Source organism: Frankia sp. CpI1-P, assembly GCF_001421075.1.
Classification (GTDB): Bacteria; Actinomycetota; Actinomycetes; order Frankiales; family Frankiaceae; genus Frankia; species Frankia torreyi.
The window spans coordinates 36,773-56,923 of sequence record NZ_LJJX01000009.1; the positions used below are offsets into that span (position 1 = coordinate 36,773).

Annotated in this window: 13 protein-coding genes, 1 tRNA gene and 12 pseudogenes; 19 read left to right on the forward strand and 7 right to left on the reverse strand. The window is 73.0% G+C overall.

Annotated elements, in window-relative coordinates; genetic code table 11:
• A pseudogene (locus tag FF86_RS43335) lies at positions 1-1,095 on the forward strand (topoisomerase C-terminal repeat-containing protein); the annotation flags it as partial.
• Between the two features lie 22 nt (positions 1,096-1,117).
• On the opposite strand, the pseudogene FF86_RS43340 reads toward FF86_RS43335, so the two are convergent.
• Positions 1,118-1,453 (reverse strand): annotated as a pseudogene (locus FF86_RS43340) (hypothetical protein); the annotation flags it as partial.
• Position 1,454: 1 nt separating this feature from the next.
• Here FF86_RS43340 and FF86_RS43345 point away from each other — a divergent pair.
• From FF86_RS43345 to FF86_RS08235, 5 genes and pseudogenes are all read left to right on the forward strand, one after another.
• A pseudogene (locus FF86_RS43345) lies at positions 1,455-2,881 on the forward strand (MFS transporter); the annotation flags it as partial.
• Between the two features lies 1 nt (position 2,882).
• Positions 2,883-3,698, forward strand: a pseudogene (gene tmk / locus FF86_RS43350) (dTMP kinase); the annotation flags it as partial.
• Positions 3,699-3,729: 31 nt separating this feature from the next.
• Positions 3,730-4,593: DNA polymerase III subunit delta' (locus FF86_RS08230; protein WP_242418391.1), on the forward strand; the 864-nt coding region annotated here is incomplete at its 3' end.
• A 1-nt stretch (position 4,594) separates the two neighbouring features.
• Positions 4,595-4,983 (forward strand): annotated as a pseudogene (locus FF86_RS43355) (DNA polymerase III subunit delta'); the annotation flags it as partial.
• Positions 4,984-5,401: 418 nt separating this feature from the next.
• Positions 5,402-6,275: pseudogene (locus FF86_RS08235) on the forward strand (stage 0 sporulation family protein); the annotation flags it as partial.
• Positions 6,276-6,346: 71 nt separating this feature from the next.
• On the opposite strand, the gene FF86_RS08240 reads toward FF86_RS08235, so the two are convergent.
• Positions 6,347-7,081, reverse strand: coding sequence for a response regulator transcription factor (locus tag FF86_RS08240; protein WP_044883920.1), 735 nt, complete (start codon positions 7,079-7,081; stop codon positions 6,347-6,349).
• Between the two features lie 372 nt (positions 7,082-7,453).
• Here FF86_RS08240 and FF86_RS08245 point away from each other — a divergent pair.
• The 3 genes and pseudogenes from FF86_RS08245 (at position 7,454) to FF86_RS08255 (ending at position 8,216) form a co-directional block, all read left to right on the forward strand.
• Positions 7,454-7,525: transfer RNA gene (locus FF86_RS08245), tRNA-Thr, on the forward strand.
• A gap of 162 nt (positions 7,526-7,687) precedes the next feature.
• Positions 7,688-7,965, forward strand: a pseudogene (locus FF86_RS43360) (DUF6247 family protein); the annotation flags it as partial.
• On the forward strand, positions 7,965-8,216 hold the full coding sequence (locus tag FF86_RS08255; protein ID WP_044883922.1) for a hypothetical protein: 252 nt from the start codon (positions 7,965-7,967) through the stop codon (positions 8,214-8,216). The pseudogene FF86_RS43360 and the gene FF86_RS08255, both read left to right, overlap by 1 nt.
• 111 nt (positions 8,217-8,327) lie before the next feature.
• Here FF86_RS08255 and FF86_RS08260 read toward each other — a convergent pair whose 3' ends face one another.
• The gene (locus tag FF86_RS08260) at positions 8,328-8,867 is read right to left on the reverse strand and encodes an inorganic diphosphatase (RefSeq protein ID WP_044883923.1); all 540 of its coding nucleotides are present in this window, start codon (positions 8,865-8,867) and stop codon (positions 8,328-8,330) included.
• 691 nt (positions 8,868-9,558) lie between these two features.
• Between FF86_RS08260 and dacB the strand changes: the two genes are divergently transcribed.
• The 9 genes and pseudogenes from dacB to FF86_RS43380 form a co-directional block, all read left to right on the forward strand.
• Positions 9,559-10,888: D-alanyl-D-alanine carboxypeptidase/D-alanyl-D-alanine-endopeptidase (gene dacB, locus FF86_RS08265; RefSeq protein ID WP_242418392.1), on the forward strand; the 1,330-nt coding region annotated here is incomplete at its 3' end.
• A 1-nt stretch (position 10,889) separates the two neighbouring features.
• A pseudogene (locus tag FF86_RS63620) lies at positions 10,890-10,992 on the forward strand (hypothetical protein); the annotation flags it as partial.
• Positions 10,993-11,138: 146 nt separating this feature from the next.
• Positions 11,139-12,251 (forward strand): zinc-dependent metalloprotease, encoded by a 1,113-nt coding sequence (locus tag FF86_RS08270; protein WP_044884009.1) that lies wholly within the window; start codon positions 11,139-11,141, stop codon positions 12,249-12,251.
• Between the two features lie 52 nt (positions 12,252-12,303).
• Positions 12,304-14,142, forward strand: coding sequence for a hypoxanthine phosphoribosyltransferase (gene hpt / locus FF86_RS08275; RefSeq protein WP_055406971.1), 1,839 nt, complete (start codon positions 12,304-12,306; stop codon positions 14,140-14,142).
• Positions 14,143-14,359: 217 nt separating this feature from the next.
• Positions 14,360-14,700 (forward strand): ATP-dependent metallopeptidase FtsH/Yme1/Tma family protein (locus tag FF86_RS43365; RefSeq protein WP_242418393.1); only part of this gene is annotated, 341 nt, incomplete at its 3' end.
• Position 14,701: 1 nt separating this feature from the next.
• Positions 14,702-15,938 (forward strand): annotated as a pseudogene (ftsH, locus tag FF86_RS43370) (ATP-dependent zinc metalloprotease FtsH); the annotation flags it as partial.
• A 1-nt stretch (position 15,939) separates the two neighbouring features.
• A pseudogene (locus tag FF86_RS43375) lies at positions 15,940-16,552 on the forward strand (cell division protein FtsH); the annotation flags it as partial.
• A gap of 179 nt (positions 16,553-16,731) precedes the next feature.
• On the forward strand, positions 16,732-17,187 hold a 456-nt coding region (folE, locus tag FF86_RS08285; protein WP_242418416.1), incomplete at its 3' end, for a GTP cyclohydrolase I.
• A 1-nt stretch (position 17,188) separates the two neighbouring features.
• Positions 17,189-17,334, forward strand: a pseudogene (locus FF86_RS43380) (GTP cyclohydrolase I); the annotation flags it as partial.
• Between the two features lie 61 nt (positions 17,335-17,395).
• Here the strand turns inward: FF86_RS43380 and hisG (FF86_RS43385) are convergent.
• The 3 genes and pseudogenes from hisG (FF86_RS43385) to FF86_RS08295 all read right to left on the reverse strand — a co-directional run.
• Positions 17,396-17,681 (reverse strand): ATP phosphoribosyltransferase (gene hisG, locus FF86_RS43385; RefSeq protein ID WP_396229811.1); only part of this gene is annotated, 286 nt, incomplete at its 5' end.
• A 1-nt stretch (position 17,682) separates the two neighbouring features.
• A pseudogene (gene hisG, locus FF86_RS08290) lies at positions 17,683-18,244 on the reverse strand (ATP phosphoribosyltransferase); the annotation flags it as partial.
• A 40-nt stretch (positions 18,245-18,284) separates the two neighbouring features.
• Entirely contained in the window at positions 18,285-18,701 is a 417-nt protein-coding gene (locus tag FF86_RS08295) for a phosphoribosyl-ATP diphosphatase (protein ID WP_242418394.1), read from the reverse strand.
• A 160-nt stretch (positions 18,702-18,861) separates the two neighbouring features.
• On the opposite strand from FF86_RS08295, the gene FF86_RS08300 reads away from it, so the two are divergent.
• The gene (locus FF86_RS08300; protein WP_044884013.1) at positions 18,862-19,677 is read left to right on the forward strand and encodes an HAD family hydrolase; all 816 of its coding nucleotides are present in this window, start codon (positions 18,862-18,864) and stop codon (positions 19,675-19,677) included.
• On the opposite strand, the gene FF86_RS43390 is transcribed toward FF86_RS08300, so the two are convergent.
• Positions 19,643-20,151, reverse strand: a 509-nt coding sequence (locus FF86_RS43390) for a Scr1 family TA system antitoxin-like transcriptional regulator (protein ID WP_242418395.1), incomplete at its 5' end; no start/stop codon positions are given. The two genes, FF86_RS08300 and FF86_RS43390, sit on opposite strands and share 35 nt — an antisense overlap.

Sequence of the window (20,151 nt, forward strand, 5' to 3'; positions counted from 1 at the left end):
GGCGAGGCCGACGACGGCACGACGGTCGTGGTGCGCGTCGGGCGGTACGGCCCCTACGTCCAGCTCGGGGAGGGCCGGGCCAGCGTGCCCGACGACCTGGCCCCGGACGAGCTCACCGTGGCCCGCGCCCTGGAGCTGCTGGCCGCCCCGAGCGGCGACCGGGTGCTGGGGGTGGACACCGCCACCGGCGCGACGATCACGGCCAAGGCCGGCCGGTTCGGCCCGTACGTCACCACGGACACCGACCCGCCGCGCACCTCCAGCCTGCTGCGCACGATGTCGCTGGAGACGCTGACCCTCGACGACGCCGTGAAGCTGCTGACGCTGCCCCGGACGCTGGGCGCCGGTGCGGACGGCGAGGAGGTGACCGCGCAGAACGGGCGGTACGGCCCCTACGTGAAGAAGGGCACCGAAAGCCGGTCGCTGGAGTCCGAGGATCAGTTGTTCACGGTGACGCTCGAGGATGCACTGGCGCTGCTCGCGCAGCCCAAGGCGCGCGGACGCCGCCAGGCCGCCCAGACCCCCCCGCTGCGCGAGCTCGGCAACGATCCGGCCAGCGGCAAGCCGATGGTCGTCCGGGAGGGCCGGTTCGGGCCCTACGTGACCGACGGCGAGACCAACGCGAGTCTGCGCAAGGGCGACGCCGTCGAGTCGATCACGGACGCGCGCGCCGCGGAGCTGCTCGCCGACCGCCGGGCCCGCGGTCCGGCTCCCGCGAAGCGAGCCGCCCGAGGCACCGCGAAGACGACGGCTACGAAGAGCGGCGCCGCGAAGTCCACGACGGCGAAGTCCACGACCGCAAAGTCCACGACGGCAAAGTCGACGACCGCAAAGTCCACGACCGCAAAGTCCACGACCGCAAAGTCGACGACCGCAAAGTCGACCGCGGCGAAGTCCACGACGGCGAAGACGGCCGCCAAGTCCGGCACCACCGCCAGGGACTCGGCGGCGAAGACGGCCACGAGCAGGGTCGGGGCGAAGGGCAGCGCGACGCAGAAGGCCGGCGAGGAGCCTGCAGCCACCGGGTCATCCGCTCCTGACGACGGCGGTGGCGCCGCGGGAGCGACGTCCGGTGGCACCCGTCGGACGGGCTGATGGCCTCGCCGATCCGTCCGGCTCACGGGCCGGTCGACGCGGCGGGGGACGGCTCGGCGGCGACGACCGTCGGATCCGCCACGGTCGGCTCCACCACGACCATCTCCGCATCCCCCACGACCCCGCCTCCTGCCCCCTCGGCCCCTTCCCCGACGGCCCCTTCCCCGACGAGCCCGGCCCCGACGAGCCCGGCCCCGACGAGCCCGGCCCCGACGAGCCCGGCTCTCCCGAGTGCGGATGCCCGGCCGACGGCGGACCGGGGCTCGGACGGGAGCGGCTCGACAGCGGCGTCGGGGGACGGCGCCAGCCCCGACGACGGCGGCCCACCCGGTGACGACGGCGGCCCACCCGACGATGGNGGCCCACCCGGTGACGGCGGCCCACCCGGTGATGGCGGCCCATCTGGCGCCGACCGGCCGGCCGACGAGCAGAGCGCCGACCGGCCGGGGATCGCAGACCGCGGCGTCGAGGGGCAGGCCGGCGACGGCGGCGCGGGTCGCCGCCGTGGCAGCGGCCGACGGCTGCGGCTGGGGCGCATGCCAGGCCGGCATCCGGTCACGACGGTCCCCTCCCCGCCGCCCAGAGCAAGCAGCGCGGCCGGCGACGACAGCGACATCCGCGCCGTGCTGCGGATCCCCGAGTTCCGCCGGATGTGGATCCAGCTCAGCCTGTCCAGCCTGGGCGACTGGATGGGCCTGCTCGCCACGACCGCGCTGGTCACCCAGCTGCAGAACAGCTTCTCGGGGCAGGCGTACGCGATCGGCTCGCTGCTGATCGTCCGGCTGATGCCGGCCCTGATCCTCGGACCACTCGCCGGTGCGCTCGCCGACCGGCTGGATCGCCGGCTGACGATGGTCGTCACGGATGTGATCCGCTTCGGGCTGTTCGTCTCGATCCCGATCATCGGCACGCTCGAATGGCTGCTCATCGCGTCGTTCCTGGTCGAGGCGGTCACCCTGGTCTGGGCTCCGGCGAAGGACGCCAGCGTCCCGCACCTGGTCCCGCGGGAGCGGCTCGCCGCGGCGAACACGCTGAGCCTGATCATGACCTACGGTACGGCCCCACTCGCCGCCGCCATCTTCACCATGCTGGCGACGATCTCGCGGACGCTGGGCTCCAGCGTCTCGTTCTTCCGGGACTCCTCCGTCGATCTCGCGCTGTACTTCAACGCGGCGACCTTCCTCGGCTCGGCCATCGTGATCTGGGGACTCAAGGACATCGGCCGGGCCGCCCGCCCGGAGACCGGTCCCGAGCCCGGTTTTCTGGCCTCGATCACCGAGGGTTGGCGCTACGTCGGGCAAGACCGGTTGGTCCGCGGGCTGGTCGTGGGCATCCTCGGCGGATTCGCGGGGGCCGGGTGCGTGATCGCCCTGGGCCGGCTCTACGTCGGGATCCTCGGTGGCGGTGACTCCGCATACGGAGTTCTGTTCGGAGCGGTGTTCATCGGGCTGGCCGGTGGGATGGCGGCCGGGCCGAAGCTGCTCGGGGACTACAGCCGGACCCGCCTGTTCGGCGTCTGCGTCACCGGCGCAGGCATCACCCTGGTGGTCGTCGCGATCATCCCGAACCTGGTCATCGCCTGCATCCTGGTGATGGCGGTGGGGGCGTTCGCCGGGGTCGCCTGGGTGACCGGGTACACGCTGCTGCAGGCCGAGGTCTCCGACGAGCTGCGGGGACGGACCTTCGCCCTGGTGCAGTCGCTGGTGCGCATCGACCTGCTGGTGGTGCTGGCGGCGGCACCCGCCCTCGTCGGCCTGATCGGCACGCACGGCATCCACCTGTGGGGNGACATCACCGTGCGGGCGGACGGCGTGACCGTCGTCCTGCTCGGCGGGGGCCTGCTCGCGGTGGCGGTGGGGCTGTTCGCCTACCGCCAGATGGACGAGCGGGTCGGGGTCGCGGTCTGGCCGGAGCTGTGGAACGCGATGCGCGGCCGGAAGCCGACGCCGACGCGACCGCGTCACGCCGGCCTGTTCGTCGCGGTCGAGGGAGCCGAGGGGGCCGGGCGATCCACCCAGGTCGAGCTGCTGCGGTCCTGGCTGGCCGCCAGCGGGCGTGAGGTCGTCGTGACCTCCGGTTCCGGCGGCACGACAATCGGCGCGAGGCTGCGGGAGCTGCTATTCGACCCCTCGACGCGCCTGCACGCCCGTACCGAAGCGCTGCTCGCCGCCGCCGACCGCGCCGAGCACGTGAGCCGGGTGATCGAGCCGGCGCTCGCCCGGGGCGCCATCGTCATCACGGACCGCTACGTCGACTCGTGGATCGCCTTCCAGTGCGCGAGCCGGTCGGTCGATACCGCGGAACTGGCCGTGCTGGCCCAGTGGGCCACCCACGCCCTCGTTCCCGACCTGACCGTGCTGCTGGACCTGCCTGCCGAGCTCGGGCCGCAGCGCGAACCGGCCGACGGACCGGCCGAGGAGGCCGGAGTCGAGCTGCTCGCCTACCGCGGACGGGTGCGCGACGGGTTCCTCCGGCTGGCCCAGGAGGAGCCCACGCGCTACCTCACCGTCGACGCGAACCGCCCCCGGGAGGAGATTCACGCCGAGATCCGCGCGGTCGTCGCCAGCCGGGTGGAGCGCCGGGCCATGCCCCTGGGGGTCTGAGCCGGGCGGCGGGCGGGGGATGATGAGCCCCGTGACGGTATGGGAGACGCTGGTCGGCCAGGAGGCGGTCGTCGCGACGCTGCGCGCGGCTGCGGTGGCGGCCTCCCCCGGCATCCTCGCGGCCGCGGGCAGCGGTGGCGGCCCGGCCGGGGCGCGCTCGGGGATGACCCATTCGTGGTTGTTCACCGGCCCGTCCGGCGCGGGGCGGCAGGAGGCGGCGCGCGCGTTCGCCGCCGGTCTGAACTGCGAGCGGGAGCCGCCCGGCTGCGGGGAGTGCGCCGGCTGCCACACGGTGCTCACCGACACCGCCACCGACCTGCGCACCGTCACGCCGGAGGGGCTCTCGCTCGGAGTGAAGGACGTTCGCGCCCTGGTTCGGGACGCCGCCAGCGCCCCCACCGCCGGCCGCTGGCGGATCCTGCTGCTCACCGACGCCGACCGGCTCACCGAGGCCGCGGCGAACGCGCTGCTCAAGGCGTTGGAGGAGCCGGCGGAACGCGCCGTGTTCCTCCTGTGCGCGCCGTCGATCGAGGACGTGCTTCCCACCATCCGTTCCCGCTGCCGGACGGTCGCGCTGCGCCTGCCCTCCGCCGCGGACGTGCGCGACATGCTGCTGCGGGAGGGGATCGACGAGCAGGTGGCGCAGACGGCCGCCCGGGCCTCCCAGGGGCACCTCGCGCTGGCCCGCCGCCTCGCCACCGACGAGGCCGCCAGGGAGCACCGGGCGGCGGTGCTGCGCATCCCGGGCCGTCTGGGGCGCGTCGGGGACTGCCTGGCCGCCGCCGCGGACCTCGTGGGCGCCGCGAACGCCGATGCCGAGGCCGCGAACGCCGAGCGGGACGAGGTCGAGACGGAGGCGCTGAAGACAGCACTCGGCGTCGGTGCGACCGCCACCNGCGGGAAGTCGAGATCCGCTCGGGCGCCGAAGGCGGGCGCAAAGGCACGGTCGATGGTCGTGCGGGGCGCGGCCGGGGCGCTCAAGGAGCTGGAGCGGACTCAGAAGAGCCGCGGGCGGCGCACCATCCTCGACTCCCTCGACCGGGCCCTGGTCGATCTCGCCGGCCTGTATCGCGACGTGCTCGCGGAGCAGCTCGGCGCGCCGGTCGACCCGATCCATGCCGACCATGCGGCCGAGGCTGCGGGCCTCGCGGCGGCCTCGACCCCGGAGCAGACGCTGCGGCGGCTGGAGGCCGTGCTCGCGACCCGGGCGGCCCTCGCCGACAACCCGGGCCTCGTCCCGCTGCTCGCAGTGGAGTCCCTGACCCTCGCCCTGCGCGACGGCTGACGCCGCCCGCGCCCGCTCGGCGCACTGCCGCCGGCGCCGGCGCCGGCGATGGCGATGGCGATGGCGATGGGGTCGGTATGGCAGAAACGGGCAGCCAAGTCGCACCTGGCGGCATACTGTGACCTGCGACGCAGATCACGCCGACGGGCGGCTCCGGCACGCCCCGCCCGACCCGGCGCTGCCGCGCACCGGGCCCGCCTCCCGCGCGGGCCATCATCACGGCCGGCCAGCCGGCCTGCGGGCCAAGGAAGGTGACGGGCCGGATGCCGATGATGTGNGCGGTGGCGTTTTCCCCTCGCGGCAAGCTCTACTACGCCGATCCGGGCGTCCACACACCCCGGGTAGGCGATCAGGTCCTCGTGCCCACCGACGATGGTCCCGAGGTCGCCACCTGCATGTGGGCACCGCAGTGGATCTNCGACGACATCGGCGGCCTGCCCGTGCTGGCGGGGCTGGCGCAGGCGGCGGACGTGCAGCGGGCGGAGCTGTCCCGGCGCCGGCGCGCCCGGGCGCGGGTCGCCGCGCGGCGGCTGGCGCGGGAGCACAACCTGCCGATGAAGATCGTCGGTGTCGACCACGTGCTGGACACCGGCGGATACACGATCTACTTCAGCGCGGAGGGCCGGATCGACTTCCGGGAGCTGGTCCGCGACCTGAACCGGACGCTGGCCGCGCGGGTGCGGCTGCGGCAGCTGTCCGCCCGGGACAGCGCCCGGGTGCAGGGCGGGATCGGCTCGTGTGGGCGTGACCTGTGCTGCGCGACGTTCCTCACCGATTTCGAGCCGGTGAGCCTGCGCATGGCCCGCGACCAGAACCTGGCCCTCAACCCGATGCGGATCAGCGGCGCCTGCGGCCGGCTGATGTGCTGCCTACGCTACGAGCACCCGCTGTACGAGGAGTTCGCCGGGGCCGTGCCCGCCGTCGGAGAACGGGCCTGCACTCCCCAGGGAGAGGGCCGGGTCGTGCGGCACGACGTGCCCCGCCAGCAGGCTGTGGTGGTGCTCGACGGCGGCGGGCGGACCTCCTGCGAACGAGCCGACGTATGCCCGTCCCGGCAGGCGCACGAGGCTGCCTACGCCCCGCCCAGGGCCGAGCCCCACCCGGATCCCGACCCCACGCCCTCCGGCACCGACCAGGCCGGCACCGACCGCGAGAGCGGAGCACGCCGAGGCACCGACCAAGGGGGGTCGGAGCACGAGGGGCCAGAGCACGAGGGGTCGGAGCACGACAGCGAGACAGGCGGCGAATCGGGACATGCCCGCCGGCGCTCCCGGCACCGCCACCGACCCTGAGCGATCTTCTCTGGCACGGTCTTCCGTGGCTCGATCGGGCCGCCCGGCGCCGCCCCGGTGTTCCCCGCGGCTCACGGGTCGAAGCGGTAGCCCATCCCGCGCAGGGTGGTCACCAGCCGCCGCTGCGGCGGCCGACCCTCCACCTTGGTACGCACCCGCCGGACGTGCTCGGTGACCGTGGCAGGGTCCTGGAAGCGGGTGCCCCAGACCTGCTCGAGCAGCTCCTCGCGGCTGAACACCCGTCGAGGGTGGCGCGCGAGGAAGGCCAGCAGCTCGTACTCGCGCGCGGTCAGGTCGATCCGCTCGCCGGCCACGGCGACCTCGCGGGCACGCAGGTCGATGGACACGTCGCCGTACACGAGCGGATCGTTGCCGTCCCCGCTGCGCTGGGGCGGCGGCTCGGCGGGCCGGCGGCGTAGCCGGGCCCGCACCCGCGCGACCAGCTCCCGCAGCGAGTAGGGCTTCACGACGTAGTCGTCGGCGCCCAGCTCCAGGCCGACCACCCGGTCGACCTCCTCGGCCCGCCCGGTGAGCATGATCACCGGCACCTCGCTCGTCTGGCGCAGGCGGCTCAGCACAGCGAAGCCGTCCATTCGCGGCATCGCGACGTCCAGAACGACCAGATCGATCTCAGTCGTCTGGAACAGCCGGAGGGCAGCTTCGCCGTCCGCCGCCTCCAGCACGCGATAGCCGAATCGTTCGAGGCTGCGCGCAAGTGCCACGCGAGATGCCTCATCGTCCTCAGCGACGAGGAGCGAGGCTCCTCGTGTCGCCGCTGCAGGTGCAGCGTCCCCGGCCCCGGTCATGGAGCGAAACCCTACGCATCCTCATCGGAACAACTGCAACCGGGGTAGCGGTTTGCGTCGTTCGACGGGCCGGGAGCCGAAAATTATGACAAAATCTGGATTAGGCGCAAACCGATTGTCACGTCAGTGTCTTCCTTCTTGGGCGCCCATGACAGCCTGGTGGGGTGGGATCGCCGGATCGTTCCGATTTCGGGCGCCCCGACCTCGCCAGATCGGCTCGGCTCCGGGCCGGGGGCCCGCCCCGGGCGGGAGTCCGAGCCGGGCTGCCGGCGCCCGCGCCACCGCGCGGCGCGCAGCCGGCCGAGTACCACCGGTCGGCACCGCGCGGGCATCTGGCATACTCGACCCGGGCCAGTGCGATCCTGGCCGATCGCCGGAGTAGCTCAGTGGCAGAGCAATCGCCTCGTAAGCGATAGGTCGCGGGTTCAATCCCCGCCTCCGGCTCACTCCCCTCCGAACGGGCCCTGACCGGCGCGGTGCGGTGCCGCGCGGTGCGACAGCCGGGCACGCTCGAGGCGGCGTGGGCGGCATCGACGGGTGCGACAATCGGCCTCATGACAGCGGACGTCACGATCCCCTCGTACGGCGTGCGCAACCGGGTGGAGNGCACCGGGCCGGCGATCCGGGCGGCGCTCGACCCCGAGCAGCGCGCCGAGTTCGAAGCCGACTTCCACGCAGCCGCCGTCGAAACCGACGACACTCTCGACCTGGCCCCGCTGCACCGCGTCATCGACCGCTGGTGGCCCCAGGCCGTGCTCTGCGCCAACCCGGAGATCCAGGCCGGCATCGACGCCGACCGTCGCCGCATCGCTGCCGGTGACCCGACCGTGATTGGCGAGGTCTGGTATCCGCCCGGCCATCCCCAAGCGCCACATGTGGCCTGATGACCGTCCACGGGGTCCGCTGGGTCGACTACGCCCGCGATCAGCGGGACAGTCTGCCCGCCGAAGCGCGCACGGCGCTCGACATCGCACTGCGGCGCCTTGTAGAGGATCCGCGCGGCCACAGCACGTACCGCAAACGAGACAACCAGTGGACAGCTACATTCAGTGATGGCTGGGGGCTCATCGTCTATACCATCGAAGATCGCTGGATCACGATCACGGTGCTCCGCGTGACGTGGCTGGACGGCTGATCCACCGCCGCTGGCCAGCTCCGCCGGAGGGCCGGCGCGAGGGGCGCCCCCTCATCCGCGAGGCCCGCGGGCCCGCGCATGAAGGGGCGTCGCCGTCGCGCCGGTCGGCGATCACGCAGACCTGGGCTCGACCTCCTGGTCGTGCCCGTCCACTCCGGCGCCCTCCGCCTCGCGCAGCCGCTTGATGGAGGCGAGAATCTCCCGCTCGGCCTCCTTGCGGTCCACCCAGGAGGCGCCCTCGACCGACTTGCCGGGCTCCAGGTCCTTGTAGACCTCGAAGAAGTGCTGGATCTCCAGCCGGTCGAACTCCGGCAGGTGCCGCAGATCCCGCAGGTGCTCCTGGCGGACATCGGCGACCGGGACGCACAGGACCTTGTCGTCCGGGCCCTTCTCGTCGGTCATCTCGAACATGCCGATCGTCCGGCACCGCACCAGGCAGCCCGGGAAGGTCGGCTCCTCCAGCAGGACCAGCGCGTCCAGCGGATCCCCGTCCCGCCCGAGGGTGCCCTCGATGAACCCGTAGTCCGACGGGTAGTGGGTGGAGGTGAACAGCATCCGGTCCAACCGGATGCGCCCGGTGTGGTGATCCATCTCGTACTTGTTGCGCTGACCCTTGGGGATCTCGATGGTCACATCGAACTCAAGGTCCACTCCGCTCCCTGTCTCCTTCATGCTCAGGCCGGCCCGGTCTGCGCCGGTCGGCCACCACGTGTGAACTGCTCGTCGGTCTCCGGCGGATGCCGGGGCTCGCATGCTCCGGCGACTGCCGGGGCACCGCGGCCGGGTGCCGCGCGCCGCGGCCACGNGCCGGACACCCGACGGACGCGGCGAAGTGTCGCGGACGACGACCGCCGCCCTCCCAGTGTCCCGGAAGCCACCTCCTGCCCGAGCCACCCGGTCGGCAACGCCACTACCCAGGCGCCGCCGCCACCGCCGCGGCCCCGCGGACGGCGCCGCGACGCGGACCATCACGGGACGCGACCGGCGAACGGAGCCCGCCTCGCAGGCAGATGTTCCCCCCACCGGCCAGCGCGACCCGCCGGGCGAGCGGAAAGCTCGCTGGACGGCGGGCGGACGGCCAGGCCCACCCGCTGGTCATCCGGACCGGCACGGGCCGGCTCACGGCTCGTGGCATACGGTGACACAGCGGAACGCGACGTGCCACCGAGGGCGCCAGCGCCCGGACCGCCGCGCATCCGCCCCTCGGCGGCGGCCCACACCGCCGCGGGCCGACACCTGCCGGGGACCCTCACCTGCCGGGGACCCTCACCTGCCGGGGCCCTCACCTGCCGGGGCTGCGGCGCCGTCGGCGTGGCCCACCCGTCTTGCGTAGTGTCCGGGGGTGACGTCAGCCGCGCCGGTCGCTCGGACAGGGGCGCTCACCGCCCTCGTCGGCGCCCTTCTCGCCGGCTCCCTGTCCGCCAGTCCCGCCGCCGATCGCCCCGTACCGCCGGTCGCCGGGTCGGCCCGGGCGGGGGCCGCGGTCCTCGCGGGTCTGGACCCGGCCGCGCCCACGCCCCAGCCCGCGTCGGTCGGCGCCCGCCTTGCCGGGCCGCTCGGCGACCCCGTCCTCGCCGGGCCCGCCGCCTTGGTCGTCGACGGGTTGACCGGTCGCGTGCTGCTGGACAACCGCGCCCGCACACCGGCCGTGCCGGCGTCGACGCTCAAGACCGCGGTCGCCACGGCGGCGCTCGTCACGTTCCCGGATACCCGGTTGCGCACGTCGGTGCTCTACAAACCGCCGGACGGCCGACCGTCGGGGGCCGCCGGCCAAGCGCCCGGCGGCACGCTGTGGCTCGTGGGGGGCGGCGACCCGACGCTGACCGCGTCGTCCGAGACCGGCGGCTACCCGGCCTTCGCCCGGCTCTCCGATCTCGTCGCCCAGGTCCGGGCGGCCGGCATTACCTCGGTGTCCCGGGTGGTCGGCGACGGGTCGTTGTTCGTCGGCCCCGACCGGGCGCCGGGATGGCGTGACAACTACGTGACCGACGGCGACGTCACGCCGGTCTCCGCGCTGGAACTCGACGCGGGTCGCTCCGCCCCCGGCGCCAAGGGCCCGCGCAATCCCGCCCCCGCGGTGGCGGCGACGGCGGCGTTCGCCGGGGCGCTGGTGGCCGCCGGGATCCCGGTCGGCGCGGTCGGCACCGGGAGCGCCGAGGCGGGGGCGACCCGCGTCGCCGCGGTGGACAGCCCGCCGGTGCGGGTACTCGTCGAACGCATGCTCACCGAGTCGGACAACGACCTGGCGGAGAGCCTGGGCCGGCTGGTCGCCCGGCGGCGCGGCCTGCCGGCCTCGTTCGCCGGGGCCGCGAGGGCCGTGACCGACACGGTCACCGAACTCGGCATCCCCACCGCGGGGATGGCCCTCAACGATGTCAGCGGCCTGTCCACCACCGATCTGATCGCGCCCGCCACCCTGGTGGCGCTGCTGAGAGCGGCGGTCCTGCCCACCCGACCCGCCCTGCGCACCGTGCTGACCGGGCTACCGGTGGCCGGTTTCTCCGGCACCCTGAACGACCGATACGCCACCACGGACACGGCGCCGGGCGCGGGTGACGTCCGGGCCAAGACCGGCACACTGCGCAACGTCAGCAGCCTCGCCGGCCAGCTCGTCGACGCCGATGGGCGGCTGTTGCTGTTCGCCTTCCTGTCCCCGGCGGAGGAGGGGGGCGNCACCAAGGCCGCGCTCGACCGGGTCGCGGCGGCGCTCGCCGGCTGCGGCTGCCCCGCGCTGGTACCGGTCGCACGCGCCGCGCCGACCGGCCCGGCCCGCTGAGCCTGCGGCGATCCCGGAAACGACCCGTCACGGCCCGGCCGGCGCCGCGCCACGCCGCGGTGAGGGCGTCGGTGAGGGCGTGGGCGAGGGCGAGGGTGAGGGCGACGCGGGAGCAGAGCGCGGGCCGGCCCGGTACGCTCGGATTCGTGGACGCCGAGCTGGTCGACTGGGAACTCGCCGTGACGACGGCGAGGAGGCTGGTCCGCCCCGGCCCACAGATCACCCGGGAGCAGGCCGGCGAGGTCGTCGCCGAGCTCCGCCGCCTCGCGGTGGAGGCCGAGCGGCACGTGGAGGACTACACCCACCTCGCCCCTGCCGGTGCCATCACCCCCATCAACGTGGTCGACCGGCCCGAATGGGTTCGTTCCAACGTCGCCGGCCTGCGAGTGCTCACCACCCCGCTGCTCGGCAAGCTGTCCGACCAGCAGCGCGGCACCTTCTCCACGGCCGTCGGCCGGCGGGTCACCGGTATCCAGCTCGGCACGGCGCTGGCCTACCTCGCCGGCAAGGTGCTGGGCCAGTACGAGGTGTTCCTGCCACCCGAGGAGTACCTCGCCGGCCCCGATGGGCCGGCCACGCCGGACGCGGTCGGCCGGCTGAGCCTGGTCGCCCCGAACATCGCCCACGCCGAGGCCACGATGGGCGTCGTGCCGCGTGACTTCCGGATGTGGGTCTGCCTGCACGAGCAGACCCATCGGACCCAGTTCACCGCCGTGCCGTGGCTGCGGTCCCACCTCGAGTCCGAGATCACCGCGTTCATCGAGGCCACCGATCTCGATCCGGACGTCCTCGCGGACCGGGTCCGCTCGGCGGTGGCCGCGGTGCGCGGGGCCGTGTTCGACCGCGGCGCCGACAGTCCGAGCGTGGTGGAGGCGCTCCAGACCCCGGCCCAGCGGGCGGTGCTCGACCGGCTGCAGGCGATCATGACGTTGCTGGAGGGCCACGCGGACCAGGTGATGGATGCCGTGGGGCCCAGGGTGGTTCCCACCGTCGCCGACATCCGGTCGAAGTTCGAGGGCCGCCGCGACGGCGGGTCGCCGCTCGACCGGTTCATCCGCCGCCTGCTCGGGCTGGATCTCAAGCTCCAGCAGTACCGCCAGGGCGGCGCCTTCGTGCGGGCCGTCGTCGCCGAGGCCGGGGTGCGGGGCTTCAACACCGTCTGGGAGTCGCCGACGACGCTGCCGACCCGCGCAGAGCTGGCCGATCCCACCGCATGGATGCAGCGCGTCCTGGGCAGTCGCCCGTCGATCTCGGCGTGACGGCCGTGGTCCGCGGGGCGCTCACCGGCGCGGCCGGCCACCGGCCCACGCGGTGACCCGATCCGCCACCGGCGGTGATCACTACGGTGAGGCGGCCGGGCCGGTGGACGGGGCGGCAGGCGGCCCACTCGACCCGACGGCGCGGACGACGCGGCCCGGTCGGGCGCCGGATCCCGCGGTGGCCGCGGTCCGGTTCGCGGTCCGCAACGCGGTCGCCGATCTCGACCCGGGCGAGCTGGTGCTGGTTGCCTGCTCCGGCGGGCCGGACTCGATGTCGCTCGCCGCGGCGCTCGCTTTCGTTGCCCCCCGCCGGGCCCTGCGGGCCGGTCTGCTGGTGGTTGATCACGGCTGGGATCCCACCTCGACCGAGCGCGCGCACGGCGTCGCCGAGCTTGGGGAGGCCCTCGGGCTGCGCCCCGTGGAGGTGCTCACTGCGCACGCACCGCGCTCGGAGGGCGCCGCGCGCGATGCCCGCCGCGGCGCGCTGCTGGCTGCGGCGGCCCGGTTGGGCGCCCGGGCCGTACTGATCGGTCACACCCTGGACGACCAGGCCGAGACGGTGCTGCTACGGCTCGCGCGGGGCTCGGGGGCCCGCTCGCTCGGCGGAATGCGCCCGCGCGACGGCCTGCTGCGCCGCCCCCTGTTGGGCCTGCGCCGCGCGCAGACCCGGGCCGCCTGCCTCGCCGAGCGGCTGTCGGTCTGGGACGATCCGACCAACCAGGACCCGGCGTTCGCCCGGGCGCGGGTGCGCCACCGGGTTCTGCCGCTGCTGGAGGCCGAGCTCGGGCCGGGCATCGCGGAGTCGCTGGCCCGCGGGGCCGAGTTGCTGCGGGCCGACGCGGACGCGCTGGACGCGACCGCCGCCGACGCCTACGCCACGGCCGTCACCGCCCCCGGCGGCCCGCCCGCGGGCCCGAGGACCGGTCCGATCCCCGCTGCGGGCCCGGGTCCGGCCGGCGGCGAGGTCGGCTTCGCGGTGGCGACCCTCGCCGCCCTTCCCGCCGCGATCCGCGGGCGGGTGCTGCGCCGGGCCGCCCTCGACGTCGGCGCCTCGGCGTCGGCGTTGCGCGCCGAGCATGTCTGGGCGGTGGAGGAACTGGTGACGCGGTGGCGCGGCCAGAAGCCCGTGCCACTGCCGGGCGGTGTCCTCGCCCGGCGCTGGGCGGACCGGATCACACTCTCCGGACCGGTGGCTCCGCCGTGGCCACCCGCCGGACCCGCCGGCCGCGGGCCGGATCTCGCCGCAGCGGCGTATTTCGAGGAGGACGATCAGGTGAGCCAGGCCGCGACGACGACGCCCGATGCCGGCAGCCCCCACGAGGGCCCGCCGGCGGCCGCCACGCATCCCGACATCGACGAGGTTCTCGTCACCGCCGACGAGATCGCCGCGAAGATCGCGGAGCTTGCGGCCCGTGTCGATGCCGACTACGCCGGCCGGGAGATCCTCCTGGTCGGCGTGCTCAAGGGCGCCGTGATGGTGATGGCGGATCTCTCCCGGGCCCTCGCCGTGCCGCTGACCATGGAGTTCATGGCGGTGTCGTCGTACGGCTCGTCGACCTCCTCCTCCGGGGTGGTGCGCATCCTCAAGGACCTGGACCGCTCGATCGAGGGCCGCGACGTGCTCGTCGTCGAGGACATCATCGACTCCGGGTTGACCCTGTCGTGGCTGCTGAAGAACCTGCGCTCGCGCGGGCCCGCCTCGCTGGAGGTGCTGGCCCTGTTCCGTAAACCGGAAGCGATCACGGTCGACGTCGACGTCCGGTACGTCGGGTTTGACATTCCCAGCGCCTTCGTCGTCGGGTACGGCCTTGATTACTCCGAGTACTACCGCACGCTCCCCTTTGTCGGCACCCTGACGCCCGCGGCGATCGAGCGCGGGGCCCCGGCCTGAGCCAGCCGACGCGGCCGCACGGCCCCGGCGCCGCGGGGCGCNCCCCCGTGCGGCACCGGATCGTCCGGCCCGGAACAGTGCGGCCCGCCGGTCCGTTGGTCGGATGTACGCGCGGTGAGATGCGCGCACCGGCGGTACCCTCGGCACAAGGGAATCCCGATCGAGGGCAGCACACACGTCAGGAGGGTGGAGCGCTCGTGTCCGGCGCTCCAGACAGATGACTCCAAGAAGAATCTTCCGCGGCTGGGTGCCACTGCTGCTCCTGGTCCTGTTCGTGATCATTCTCACGACGGGTGTCCTCTCGGGTCCCAGTGAGTACGGCAAGCGAGACCTGAACTTCGTCCAGCAGCAGATCGACGAAGGCCAGGTGACGAAAGCCAAGATCGAGGACTCCAAGCAGCTCATCCAGATCCAGACGAAGGACGGCCGGAAGTTCGAGTCGTCCTATGTCACCGAACAGGGTGTCGTTCTGGCCAACGAGCTGCGGAACAAGCGCGTCGCCTACGACGTCTCCGTCGATCGCGGAAACATCCTGGTCTCCCTCCTGCTCAACCTGCTNCCCGTGCTGCTCGTGGTCCTGCTGCTGTTCTTCTTCATGAACCAGATGCAGGGCGGCGGCAACCGGGTCATGAACTTCGGTAAGTCCAAGGCCAAGCTGGTGAGCAAGGACACGCCGAAGACGACGTTCTCCGACGTGGCCGGCGCGGACGAGGCGATCGAGGAGCTCCAGGAGATCAAGGAGTTCCTGGAGAACCCGAGCAAGTTCCAGGCGATCGGCGCGAAGATCCCCAAGGGCGTCCTGCTCTACGGGCCGCCGGGCACCGGCAAGACCCTGCTGGCCCGGGCCGTCGCCGGCGAGGCGGGCGTGCCGTTCTACTCGATCTCGGGTTCCGACTTCGTCGAGATGTTCGTCGGTGTCGGCGCCAGCCGGGTCCGGGACCTGTTCGAGCAGGCCAAAGCGAACGCGCCGGCGATCATCTTCGTCGACGAGATCGACGCCGTCGGCCGCCACCGCGGGGCCGGGCTCGGCGGTGGCCACGACGAGCGCGAGCAGACCCTCAACCAGCTTCTCGTCGAGATGGACGGGTTCGACGTCAAGGGCGGCGTCATCCTCATCGCGGCGACGAACCGGCCCGACATCCTCGACCCGGCCCTGCTGCGGCCCGGCCGCTTCGACCGCCAGATCGTCGTCGACCGGCCGGACCTGCTCGGCCGCGAGGCCATCCTGCGGGTGCACGCCAAGGGCAAGCCGATCGGTCCGGACGCCGACCTGATGGTTATCGCCCGGCGCACCCCGGGCTTCACCGGCGCGGACCTGGCGAACGTGCTCAACGAGGCCGCCCTGCTGGCCGCCCGGTCCAACCTCAAGTTCATCTCCTCGGCGCTGCTGGAGGAGTCGATCGACCGGGTGATGGCCGGGCCGGAGCGCAAGACCCGGGCGATGAGCGACAAGGAGAAGAAGCGCATCGCCTACCACGAGGGCGGCCATGCCCTCGTCGCGCACGCATTGCCGAACTCCGACCCGGTGCACAAGGTCACGATCCTGCCCCGGGGCCGCGCACTCGGCTACACGATGCAGCTCCCGCTGGAGGACAAGTACCTGTCGACCCGTTCGGAGATGCTGGACCGGCTCGCCGTGCTCCTCGGCGGCCGCACCGCCGAGGAACTGGTGTTCCACGACCCCACCACGGGCGCCAGCGACGACATCGAGAAGGCGACGCAGATCTCCCGGGCGATGATCACCCAGTACGGGATGAGCGACAAGCTCGGCGCGATCAAGTTCGGCACCGAGAACANCGAGGTCTTCCTCGGCAAGGAGGTCGGGCACCAGCGCGACTACTCCGAGGAGGTCGCCAGCGAGATCGACGTCGAGGTCCGCCGGCTCATCGAGGCGGCGCACGACGAGGCGTGGGAGATCCTGGTCACCTACCGCGACGTCCTCGACAACCTCGTGCTGCGGCTGATGGACACCGAGACGCTGAGCAAGGACGACGTCGCCGAGGTCTTCGCGACCGTGCAGAAGCGACCGGTGCGCGGCATCTACACCGGCGTCGGTCGGCGCATCCCCTCGGATCGCCCGCCGGTACAGACCCCGGCCGAGCTGGGGCTGGTCCCCACCGGCGTCGCCGACCTGGTGAAGGACCCCGGTCACGGCAACGGGGCAACCGGTCGCCCGGGCAACGGTGCGCCGAGTGCACCCGGGGCGGATCCGGCCGGACACGGTAACCCGGTCGGTCCCGGCGGAAACGGGAATGGCGGCCCGGGTGGGCACGGTTACCCCCAGGGTCAGGGTTATCCGCAGGGGCCAGGCTATCCGCAGGGGCCGGGTTCACCGGCTCCGACCGGTGGCGAGGGCCCGCCCGAGGGGCCGCGCATCGCCAACCCGTGGGCCCCGCCGAGCTGGCCGAACNACGACGACAGGAGACGCCGTTGACGTCCGATTCCCCCGAGGTGTTCACGGATGAGCGGGTGGGCTCCGGCGCGTCGCCAGAGGTGAACGGCACCGCATCGGATGGCTTCGGCGTTCCCGACCCCAGCGCCCTCGGCATCAGCACGACCACCGCCACGGCGGCTCCCCCGGCCTCGCCGATCCGGGATCGGCGCAGACCGCAGCAGGTGCGCCCCTTCGATCACGATCGGGTGGCGCGTGCCGTGCGCGAGCTGCTCATCGGGATCGGTGAGGACCCGGACCGGGAGGGCCTGCGCAAGACGCCGGACCGGGTCGCCCGGGCCTACCGGGAGGCGGTGGAGGGTCTGGGGCGGGAACCGTCCGAGGTGCTGACCACCGTCTTCGACGAGGGTCACGACGAGATGGTGCTGGTCCGCGACATCGATTTCTCGTCGCTGTGCGAGCACCACCTGGTGGTGTTCTCCGGCCGGGCGCACGTCGCGTACATCCCGAACGACCGGGGCCAGATCACCGGCCTGTCCAAGCTGGCGCGGCTGGTCGATCTCTACGCTCGCCGGCCGCAGGTCCAGGAGCGGCTGACCTCCCAGGTCGCCGACGCCCTCGTCGACGTCCTGGAACCGCGGGGCGTGATGGTCNTCGTCGAGGCAGAGCACCTGTGCATGTCGATGCGAGGGGTGCGCAAGCCGGGGGCCACGACGGTGACCTCGGCGGTGCGCGGCCAGTTCCTCAGCACGGCGACGCGCAGTGAGGGCATGTCGCTGATCCTCGGCAGCCGCCGCTGACCCACCCGGTCACCCGGACTCAAGGCCCCAGGCCACCGGGTGACCGGTCCCGGCGGCGGTGTTACAGCCGGCAGGCCTGGATGCCGGAGACCAGGATCCCGCGGGCGCCCAGATCCCACAGGTCGTCCATCGTCCGGTTGACCTCCGCGCGGGGCACCATCGCCCGCACGGCGACCCAGTCCTCCCGCTGCAGCGGAGAGATCGTCGGCGATTCGTAGCCGGGCGTGATGTCACACGCCTTCTCCAGCACCGCGCTCGGCACGTCGTAGTCCATCATCACGTATCGCCGCGCGACAAGGACGCCCTGCACACGGCGCAGCAGCCGCTCGTGCGCCGTGGACAGCTCCNCCCCCCGCTTGGCGATAATGATCGCTTCGGACCGCAGGACCGGCTCGCCGAGCAGCTCCAGCCCGGCGGCCCGCAGCGTGCGGCCGGTCTCGACCACGTCGGCCACCGCGTCCGCGACCCCGAGCCGCACCGCCGTCTCCACCGCGCCGTCGAGGGTCACGATGCTCGCCGGGGTGATACCGCGGCCGGCCAGATCCGCCCGCACCAACGCCGGGAACGACGTGGCGATCCGCCGGCCCTGCAGCTCCGCCACGTCCGCGAGCGTGCCCTCCGGGGCGGCGTAGCGGAAGGTGGCGTGCGCGTAGCCGAGCGGTAGCAGCTCCGCCGCGGCGGCGTTGCTGTCGAGGAGCAGGTCGCGACCGGTGATGCCGAGATCGAGGCGGCCCGAACCGACGTACACGGCGATGTCGCGCGGGCGCAGAAAGAAGAACTCGATGTCGTTCTCGACATCGGTGATGACCAGCTCCGCGGACTCGCGCCGGGCGTTGTAGCCGGCGTCGGCGAGCAACTGGCTGGAGGCCGCGGACAGCGACCCCTTGTTAGGAACCGCAATACGAAGCATCGTCACTACTCAGCGTCTACAGGAAAGGACAGGGGCGTGATCACAGGTGGGAGTATACGTCGTCCAGGGAAAGACCCAGGGAAATCATGAGGAGCTGACTCCAGTACAGCAACTGGGAGATCTCCTCGGCCGCCCTCTCGCGGCCTTCGTACTCGGCCGCCATCCAGGCCTCGGCGGCCTCCTCGACGAGTTTCTTACCGAGATGATGAACGCCCTTGTCGAGGGCGGCGACCGTACCGGAGCCGGGCGCCCGGCGCTGCCATTTGTCGGCGACCTCGGCGAAGAGTTCGTCGAATGTCTTTCCGCTGGCTGTATTCGCGCCGACGGCGGTGGGCGTGCTGCCGATCGTCGCGTCGGGATCGCCGGCGGCCCCGACGGGACGGTGCGGATCGCCGTCCGCACCGGGTCGGGAGAGACGCCCGGACGGCGGCGACCCGGGCCGATCGGCAGGAACCATGTTCGGCATGCTACCTGTCACCGCGCCGTCGGCCGCCCCACCGAACATCGCCACCGGTCGCGGACACCGACGACCACTGTCGGAGGTGGGCGCAGCGCGCCGGCACCGCCTCCCGGCCAGGCACGATGCTGGCGGATTGCGCCGACTGTGCGGCGCGTTGCTGGTTGACTGGGTCACTGTGTTCCCGCCTGCCCTCGTCGCCACGGATCTGGACGGGACGCTGATCCGTAGCGACGGCACCGTCTCGGCACGCACCCGCGCGGCCCTGCGGCGGGTGGAGCGGTCCGGCGCGACCGTCGTGTTCGTCACCGGGCGGCCGAGCCGGGTGATGGCGGGTGTCGTGGCGCAGACGTCGGCCTCCGGCCTCGCCATCTGCGCGAACGGGGCGCTCGTGTTCGACCTGGATTCAGGCGTTCCGGTCAGCCACCGGTTTCTCGAGCAGGCCACGGCGCTGCGGTTGGCCCGTGCCATCCGCGCCGCGGTGCCGGACGCCGTGTTCGCCGTGGAGAGCGGCGTCCGGTTCGGCCGGGAACCGGCCTTCGAGACGATGTGGCCGGATCCCGAGGAACTGGTCGCGGCGTTCCCCGAGCTGCTGCTGGCCCTGCCGGCGACGAAGCTGCTGGTTCGGCGGGGTGGTCAGCCGTTCACCGAGGTGTACGACGTGATCGTCGAGCTCGCCGGAACGGACGCCGTCGTCACCACGTCGAGCGTGGACCTGGTGGAGATCGCCGGGCCGGGGGTGTCCAAGGCCGTGGCACTGGCGGAGCTCGCCGCCGAGCGGGGGATGACCGCCCGCGACGTCATCGCCTTCGGCGACATGCCGAACGACCTGCCGATGTTCGCCTGGGCCGGGTACTCGGTCGCCGTTGCCAACGCCCATCCGGACGTCCTCGCCGCCGCCGACGAGGTCACCGCGTCGAACGACGAGGACGGGGTCGCGATCATCCTGGAGCGGCTGTTTCCGGCGGTGGGTTGAGTTCCCCCCCCAGGGCGGGTTCGGCCGGCGCGGCGGCGGCGGCGCTCGCGGCGCCGGGGTCGATCGCGGTGCCGGTGCCGGTGCCGGTGGCGGGGCGGCGGGGCGCGAGGAGTTCAGCGTAGCTGCGCGTGTACCCCGCGAGAATCTCGTCGAGATCGGGCGCGGTCAGCGCCGCATACTCCTCGAAGATCTTCGCGTAGATCCGGACCTGGTCCGGATGGCTGAATCCCGTGGCTTCCAGCGTCTCCACCACGACCAGGCTGTCATCCAGAATCGTGAATCCCTGCACGTGCGGGTACTCCAGCTCGGCCGAGCTCGGCACGATCCGTACCGTGACGTTGTCCAGCTCCGCCACCGCGGCAATCCGCTTGATCTGTGCGATCATGTACTCCGGCGGCGCGAAACGGTTACCGAGGACCGACTCCATCAGGATGAACTCAAACCGCCGGGTCGCGTCGTAGAGCAGATTCTGCC